Raw genomic sequence first — 5120 nt, 5'->3', positions numbered from 1 at the left:
ACGCCGATCACGCCCGCCACCTGGGACGCGGCCTATGCCAGCGCGCAGGCGGCGCTCGCGGCCACGCACGCGGTGCTCGCCGGCGAGCGGACCGCCTTCGCCCTGTGCCGGCCGCCGGGCCACCATGCGGGCGCGGACTATGGCGGCGGCTACTGCCACCTCAACACCGCCGCGATCGCGGTGCAGGCCGCTCGCGACGCCGGCATCGCCAGGGTGGCGATCCTCGACATCGACTATCATCACGGCAACGGCACGCAGGACATCTTCTGGGAGCGCGGCGACGTGTTCTACGCCTCCGTCCACGCCGATCCCGCGACCGACTATCCCTTCTACTGGGGCCATGCCGACGAGCGCGGGGTCGGCGCGGGCGAAGGCGCGACGCTCAACCTGCCGCTGCCGCACGGGACGCGGCTCGACGCGTTCCGCCGCGCGCAAGGGGCAGCGCTCGACGCGATCGCCCGCTTCGGGCCGGGGCTGCTGGTGGTCAGCTTCGGCGCGGACACCTGGGAGGGCGACCCGATCAGCCGTTTCGCGCTGACCACCGCCGATTACGTGCCGCTCGCGCGCGACATCGCCGGTGGCGGCTGGCCGACCGCGATCGTGATGGAGGGCGGCTATGCGGTCGACGCGCTCGGAGCCAATGTCGCGAGCTTCCTGAGTGGCTTCTGAGGGCCATGCCCGCGGCAGCCCCGCCTACCGGCGGCTGACGCTGGCGATGCTGTTCGCGGGCTTCTCCACCTTCTCGCTGCTCTACGCCGTGCAGCCGCTGCTGCCGCTGTTCGCCGCGCAATACCGGCTGAGCGCGGCGGCGGCGTCGCTGGCGGTGTCGGCGGCGACGGGCCCGCTGGCGGTCGCGATCCTGGTCGCGGGCGGCGTGTCGGACCGGGTCGGGCGACGGCCGCTGATGGTCGCGGCGATGCTCGCCGGCGCCGCCGCGACGCTCGCCGCCACCGTCGCGCCCGGCTGGGGGACGCTGGTCGGCTCGCGCGTGGTCGCCGGGCTGGCGCTGGCGGGGGTGCCGGCGGTGGCGATGGCCTATGTCGCCGAGGAGGTGGACGCCGCCTCCGTCGGACATGCGATGGGGCTCTACATCGCCGGCTCGGCGCTGGGCGGGATGGGTGGGCGGCTGGTCGCGAGCCTGCTCGCCGACGTCGCCGGCTGGCGCTGGGCGCTTGCCGGGGTCGGCGCGATCGGGCTGGCGATGGGCGAGGCGTTCCGGCGGCTCGCCCCGCCCTCGGCCCGCTTCGCGCCGCTGACGCGCCGGCCAGACCCGCGGCGGCTGTTCGCCGATCGCGGGCTCGTGCTGCTCTTCGCCGAGGCGTTCGTGCTGATGGGTGTCTTCGTCTCCATCTACAATTACGCGGCCTTCCGGCTGCTCGCGCCGCCCTACCGGCTGGGCCAGACGGCGGTCGGCGGCGTGTTCCTGCTCTACATCCTGGGCTCGGCGAGTTCCGCCTGGTTCGGATCGCTGGCCGGGCGAGCGGGGCGGCGACGCGTCTTCCCCTGGCCGATCGTGATCCTGCTCGCGGGCGTGCTGCTGACGCTCGCCGAGCCGCTAGCGCTGGTGATCGCCGGCATCGCGCTGGTCACGATCGGCTTCTTCGGCGCGCACTCGATCGCCAGCGCCTGGGTGGGGCGCCGTGCGCAGGCGGCGCGGGGCGAGGGCGCGGCGTGGTATCTGTTCGCCTATTATGCCGGATCTAGCCTGCTCGGCTCGGCCGGCGGAATCGCCTGGGCACGCGCCGCCTGGCCCGGCGTCGTGGCGTTCGGCACGGTGCTGGCGCTGCTGGCGCTCGCCGGCGCGGCACTGCTGGCGCGCGTGCCCCCGGTCGCCGCGGCCGACCTGCCGGTCGCGCCGGAAGCCTAGCCGGTCCGATCGGACGGCGACGGATCATAGCCTCTGGCGGACGAAGGCGACGCGCGCGGCGACCGACGCGCGCGGCAGCTCGACCAGCGCGTAGCCATAGGCGCGATAGGTCGCCACCATGACGTCGTGTGTCGCCGCGGCCACTGCCGCGGGCTGCCTGCGCTCCTCGTCGGGTGTGTAGATAGCCGCCCAGAAGGGCGCGATGAACACGCGGGGATTGTAGCGCGTCGCCCGCGCCACGGCGTCGATGCGCGGCGGCACGGGCAGGCCGGAGACGCGCAGGAAGCCGACCACGTCGGGCACGCCGCGATCCAGCACCACCGTCGCGCCGCTCGCCAGCGCGGCCGCGTGGGCGGCGAGCTCGCGCGGCCACATCGCCTCGGCGAAGGCCAGCTCGTCCGCCCAGGGCAGCGCCGTCCCGCCCACCGCCACCTGCTCGCGGATCACCTGCCGGCCCACCTCCGCGCTGGTCACGATGCCCGCCGCCGCGAGCGCCGCGATCAAGGTGGACTTGCCCGAGCCGGGGCCGCCGGTAAGCACATGCAGCCGGTCGGTGGCGGGCATGTCAGGGCCGCTTCCAATCCTGCGCGGCGTGCAGGACGCGGAGAATGGAAACTCCTCCGCGCGGTTCCGGCTCGTAGAAGATCAGGTAGGTGGCGTAACCGTCGATCCGCCAGCGTCGCGCATTCGCCAGTTCGGCGAGCTTGGCTCCCGCCGGGGCACCCAGCCCCGGCGTTTGGGCCAGCTTGTCGAAGCTGCGCCTTGCCGCTGCAATGACGCGACCGGCGGTTTGCGGGTCGGCTTCGCGTCGCAGCCAATCGGCCAAGGCTCTCAGGTCTCGGCGAGCGGCAGGCCGGATGCGAACGATGCGTCGGTTCATTCCCCCCCGGTCGCGATGCGGTGCAGCTCCGCCCAATCCTCATCGTTCATTTCGGTGGCCTCGCCTTCACGACCATCCAGCAGAAGCGCCTCCAGCCGCTCCTGCGCCTTGGCCCTGGTCTCGGCGTCCACCAACGCCGCGACATAATCCTCCAGGCTGGCGAACTCCCCCGCGGCGATCCGCTCGGTCAGCATCGCTTCCTGGTTCTCGGTCAATTGGAGGGTGACGTGCAGCATGGCCGCAGGATCGCACCCGGGCGTGCGCATCGCAAGAGGGCGATCCGCGCCGGTAATCACCGCCTAACCTGTTGGCCCTATCCGCTGCCCGATGCGGGAGCGGGCAGGTCTGGCGAAGCGGGGCGCGATGGGGCTGTTGCTGCTCCTCGTCACCTCGTGCCTCGCGCCCGAGCCGCCGCGCGCCGTCAAGGCCGCCAGGCCGGTGACCGACACGCGCGAGCTGGTCCGCCAGCTCGCGCCCGGGGTCAGCGAGCGCGCGCTGGCGGCGCTGCCCGATCGCGCGCTCGCGCCGGTCCCGCAGGCCGCCGCGCCCGACGCGCCGCCGCCCTTTCTCGCTCAGGCCGCGACCGAAGCGGATGCGGCGCGCGCGCGCGACTGCCTGACCGCGGCGGTCTATTACGAGGCGCGTTCCGAGCCGGTCGACGGCCAGCGCGCCGTCGCCCAGGTGGTGCTCAACCGGGTGCGCGACCGTGCCTTCCCGCACAGCGTCTGCGGCGTCGTCTATCAGGGGGTCGGCGCGGGCCGCGCCTGCCAGTTCTCCTTTGCCTGCGATGGCTCGATGCTGCGCCCGCGCCAGCCCTCCGCCTGGGCGCTGGCCGAGCGGGTCGCGACGATGGCGCTCGACGGCGACGTGATGGCGGCGGTCGGCAACGCCACCTTCTACCATGCCAATTACGTACTGCCGTGGTGGGCATCGAGCCTCGTCCGGCTGGGCGCGATCGGCAACCACATCTTCTATCGCTGGCCGGGGGCGGTGGAGCGTGCGCTGGGCCTGCGCGCGGATTACGCCGGCATCGAGCCGAGCGGCCCGGCGCTCGGCGGCGCGAGCGACCCGGTGCAGAGTGCCGCGACGTTCGGCGTCACGGTCCATCGCGGCGGCGACACGGCCGTCGCGCAGGAGGCGGCCGCACCTGCCGCCGCCGCTGCCGGACCGACTGCGCCCGGCGGGACACCGACGCCGATCATCAAGGCCGCCCACATCACGGTTTCCGGTGGCCTGTTCACGGCCGCCGGCGTCCGCGTCCATCGCGGCGAAGACAGCCCGGTGATCGCATCGGACGCCAGCGGGGAGAGCTGAGTCCGATCAGCTCCTCCGGCTTGCGCGAATCACGGCCATGTTGCTAACCTGTTCCGGTCTTCATCGGATCGGATCGCAGGTTGACCAACCTACCCGCCCAGCCGCCCAGCTTCCAGGAGCTTCGCCAGACGAACGCCTATGGCGCGGATTACTGGAGTGCGCGCGACCTGCAGTTGCTGCTCGGCTACAGCCAGTGGCGCCGGTTCGAGGACGCGATCCGGCGGGCGATGACCTCGTGCGAGCAGTCCGGCAACCCTAGCGATTATCACTTTGCCGGCGCCGGCAAACCGATCGTGGGTGGCAAGGGCGCCGTTCAGGTGGTGGCGGATTACCACCTCTCCCGTTTCGCCTGTTATCTGATCGCGCAGAATGGCGATCCCCGAAAGCCGGCCATCGCCCGAGCGCAAAAGTATTTCGCGGTGCAGACCCGACGCCAGGAGCTGTCGGAAGAGCATGCGGCCGATGTCGAGCGGCTGGAGATGCGCAAGCACGCCAGCGAGGAGTTCAAGAACCTGTCCGGAGCGGCCCGCGCCGCCGGCGTCGCCGACCGGCGGTTCGGCGTCTTCCATGACGCCGGCTACAAGGGCATGTACGATGGCCGCGGCGTCGACGCGATCAAGGCGACGAAGCGGATCGACCAGCGCGATGCCCTGATGGACCGCATGAACGCCACGGAGCTCGCTGCCAACCAATTCCGCATGACCCAGGCGCGCGACAAGCTGGCCAGGGAAGGCATCCGTGGCGAGCAGCGCGCCATCGAGGCGCATCACTCCGTCGGGCGGGAGGTACGCGCGGCCATCGCCAAGATCGGCGGGACGATGCCCGAAGACATCCCTGCGGACGAGCACATCAAGCTGGTCGAGCAACGCGTAAGGACAGCCCTACCCAAGCTGGCGATCGAAGGACCGGAAGCCGGCGGGCTTCTCGGTCCTCGCGATCGGCCGCAGGAAGATTAAAGCTTCTCCGTCAGCTCCGGCACGACCTTGAACAGGTCGCCGACCAGACCGATGTCGGCGACCTGGAAGATCGGCGCGTCCTCGTCCTTGTTGATGGCGATGA

Annotated in this window: 6 protein-coding genes and 2 pseudogenes; 4 read left to right on the top strand and 4 right to left on the bottom strand. The window is 72.1% G+C overall.

Annotated elements, in window-relative coordinates:
• Positions 1 to 15: 15 nt before the first annotated feature.
• Both ACFE64_RS13255 and ACFE64_RS13250 read left to right on the top strand, forming a co-directional pair.
• Positions 16 to 669, top strand: a pseudogene (locus tag ACFE64_RS13255) (histone deacetylase family protein); the annotation flags it as partial.
• On the top strand, positions 659 to 1867 hold the full coding sequence (locus ACFE64_RS13250; protein ID WP_375392934.1) for an MFS transporter: 1209 nt from the start codon (positions 659 to 661) through the stop codon (positions 1865 to 1867). The pseudogene ACFE64_RS13255 and the gene ACFE64_RS13250, both read left to right, overlap by 11 nt.
• Before the next feature lie 24 nt (positions 1868 to 1891).
• Here ACFE64_RS13250 and ACFE64_RS13245 read toward each other — a convergent pair whose 3' ends face one another.
• From ACFE64_RS13245 to ACFE64_RS13235, 3 genes are read right to left on the bottom strand one after another with little or no spacing between them, the layout of a single operon-like run.
• Complete coding sequence (locus ACFE64_RS13245; RefSeq protein WP_375392933.1) at positions 1892 to 2431, bottom strand: AAA family ATPase; 540 nt, start codon at positions 2429 to 2431, stop codon at positions 1892 to 1894.
• A 1-nt stretch (position 2432) separates the two neighbouring features.
• Positions 2433 to 2747: a type II toxin-antitoxin system RelE/ParE family toxin gene (locus tag ACFE64_RS13240; protein WP_375392932.1), complete on the bottom strand. Its 315-nt coding sequence runs from the start codon at positions 2745 to 2747 to the stop codon at positions 2433 to 2435.
• Positions 2744 to 2983, bottom strand: coding sequence for a type II toxin-antitoxin system ParD family antitoxin (locus tag ACFE64_RS13235; RefSeq protein ID WP_375392931.1), 240 nt, complete (start codon positions 2981 to 2983; stop codon positions 2744 to 2746). Before ACFE64_RS13235 ends, ACFE64_RS13240 begins: the two co-directional genes overlap by 4 nt.
• A gap of 91 nt (positions 2984 to 3074) precedes the next feature.
• Between ACFE64_RS13235 and ACFE64_RS13230 the strand changes: the two genes are divergently transcribed.
• Both ACFE64_RS13230 and dinD read left to right on the top strand, forming a co-directional pair.
• A complete protein-coding gene (locus ACFE64_RS13230) occupies positions 3075 to 4061 on the top strand; it encodes a cell wall hydrolase (RefSeq protein ID WP_375392930.1) in 987 nt (328 codons plus the stop codon).
• Positions 4062 to 4141: 80 nt separating this feature from the next.
• Positions 4142 to 5017, top strand: a complete 876-nt coding sequence (gene dinD, locus ACFE64_RS13225) for a DNA damage-inducible protein D (RefSeq protein ID WP_375392929.1) — start codon at positions 4142 to 4144, stop codon at positions 5015 to 5017.
• On the opposite strand, the pseudogene ACFE64_RS13220 reads toward dinD, so the two are convergent.
• Positions 5014 to 5120 (bottom strand): annotated as a pseudogene (locus tag ACFE64_RS13220) (electron transfer flavoprotein subunit alpha/FixB family protein); the annotation flags it as partial. The gene dinD and the pseudogene ACFE64_RS13220 sit on opposite strands and share 4 nt — an antisense overlap.

This window comes from uncultured Sphingomonas sp., from assembly GCF_964250165.1.
Classification (GTDB): Bacteria; Pseudomonadota; Alphaproteobacteria; order Sphingomonadales; family Sphingomonadaceae; genus Sphingomonas.
This window is presented reverse-complemented; position numbering and strand designations above follow the sequence as displayed.

Excerpts from the sequence above, each read along its gene's own strand:
- ACFE64_RS13235 (WP_375392931.1), bottom strand. The coding sequence starts at position 2,983 with ATGCTGCACGTCACCCTCCAATTGACCGAGAACCAGGAAGCGATGCTG.
- ACFE64_RS13240 (WP_375392932.1), bottom strand. The coding sequence starts at position 2,747 with ATGAACCGACGCATCGTTCGCATCCGGCCTGCCGCTCGCCGAGACCTG.
- ACFE64_RS13230 (WP_375392930.1), top strand. The coding sequence starts at position 3,075 with ATGCGGGAGCGGGCAGGTCTGGCGAAGCGGGGCGCGATGGGGCTGTTG.
- ACFE64_RS13245 (WP_375392933.1), bottom strand. The coding sequence starts at position 2,431 with ATGCCCGCCACCGACCGGCTGCATGTGCTTACCGGCGGCCCCGGCTCG.